Origin of the sequence: Staphylococcus sp. HMSC34C02 (assembly GCF_001838705.1) — a bacterium.
In the GTDB taxonomy this organism is placed as follows: domain Bacteria; phylum Bacillota; class Bacilli; order Staphylococcales; family Staphylococcaceae; genus Staphylococcus; species Staphylococcus borealis.
In genome coordinates, this window is record NZ_KV838553.1 from 1 (window position 1) to 1,487 (window position 1,487).

Sequence of the window (1,487 nt, forward strand, 5' to 3'; positions counted from 1 at the left end):
GGCTCTATAATAAATTGGACTGATGACTAAAAATCATCAGTCCAATTTTTATGTTTGAATACAAAAATGGCGCAATTACCTCTATAATTATTAGCTACCAAACAAAATAAAAAGAAAGGTAATGCGCCTATGTGTAAGTCTATATTAAATACATTAAGAATTAAAGATAAAAATCTAAATTTTTCAGATGAAGTGATTGAGAAAAAACATAAAGGACGAATGAGCTTGTTTTACTATGCCGAGCTCACTTATCAACCTACACATTGTGAAAATTGTTCAACTAAAAATGAAAATTTCTCAATAGTAAAAAATGGTAAGAAAACCTCAACGATTACTTTACTTAAAATTATGGAAATGCCCGCTTATTTAGAACTTCAAAAACAAAGATTTTATTGTAAATCATGTGACAGTCATTTTACTGCTAAATCTAATATTGTCGACGCTCATTGCTTTATTTCTAATAAAACAAAACTTGCAGTTTTAGATAAAGCACAAGAATACCGCTCTCAAAAATCTATCGCTAAGTCATGCTTAGTATCATCAATGACTGTGTCTAGAGTGATTAATCAAGCGGCAAGCGACGTAGGTCAGTCTTCTTTTGATGCTTTACCTGAACACTTAATGATGGACGAATTTAAAAGTGTTAAAAATGTTATCGGAAAAATGAGTTTTATTTATGCAGATGCTGTATCGCACCGCATCGTAGATGTGGTAGCGGATCGTAAGTTAAAATCGCTAAAAGATCATTTTTATCGCTATTCTTTGAAACTCAGACAAAAAGTCAAAACAGTCACGATTGATATGTATGAACCATATATGTCACTAATCAAACAATTATTTCCTAACGCGAAGATTATTATTGATCGTTTTCATATTGTTCAATCTTTAAATCGAGCGTTAAATATGTCTAGAGTTCATGTAATGAATTGTTATAGAACCTCTAATAGACCCCTCTATAATAAATATAAAAGTTATTGGAAACTATTTCTTAAACCTTTTGAAACGCTAGAAGCTTTTAATTATCATAAAGTCCATTTATTTAAAGAGTGGAAAACCGAAAAAGGCATTATAAATTACTTATTAGGTGTAGATGTAGAACTATTTAATACATACCACTACGTTCATGAGCTAAGAAGATTATTAAAAGAAAATCAAATAGAGAAATTTAATCATAAACTCTTTTCTATTCATCTTTCAGATGTGTGTCCTAAATTACGCCCAGTCATTAGAACTTTAAGACGATTAGCAGCTTTCATTGAAAATACTATGACATATTCTAACCTGACCAACGGTCCGTTAGAAGGAATTAATAATAAAATCAAACTCATTAAAAGGGTATCTTTTGGTTATAGAAATTATGATAATTTACGTAATCGAATTATTATAACTTCGCGACTATTTGCGTCAACAACAAAAAAAGAGATTAAACAACCTAAGGTTGCTTAATCTCAATATTTGGACTCATCAGTCCGATTTGACGTAGAGCC

1 protein-coding gene is annotated in these 1,487 nt (G+C 30.4%); it reads left to right on the top strand.

Annotation, left to right across the window (positions count from 1 at the left end; genetic code table 11):
• Positions 1–129 precede the first annotated feature (129 nt).
• Complete coding sequence (locus HMPREF3239_RS00770) at positions 130–1,446, top strand: ISL3-like element ISSha1 family transposase (protein ID WP_011274424.1); 1,317 nt, start codon at positions 130–132, stop codon at positions 1,444–1,446.
• Positions 1,447–1,487: the final 41 nt, after the last annotated feature.

Bases quoted from the DNA above. Each gene is read 5' to 3' on its own strand.
- HMPREF3239_RS00770 (WP_011274424.1), top strand. From the start codon at position 130: ATGTGTAAGTCTATATTAAATACATTAAGAATTAAAGATAAAAATCTA.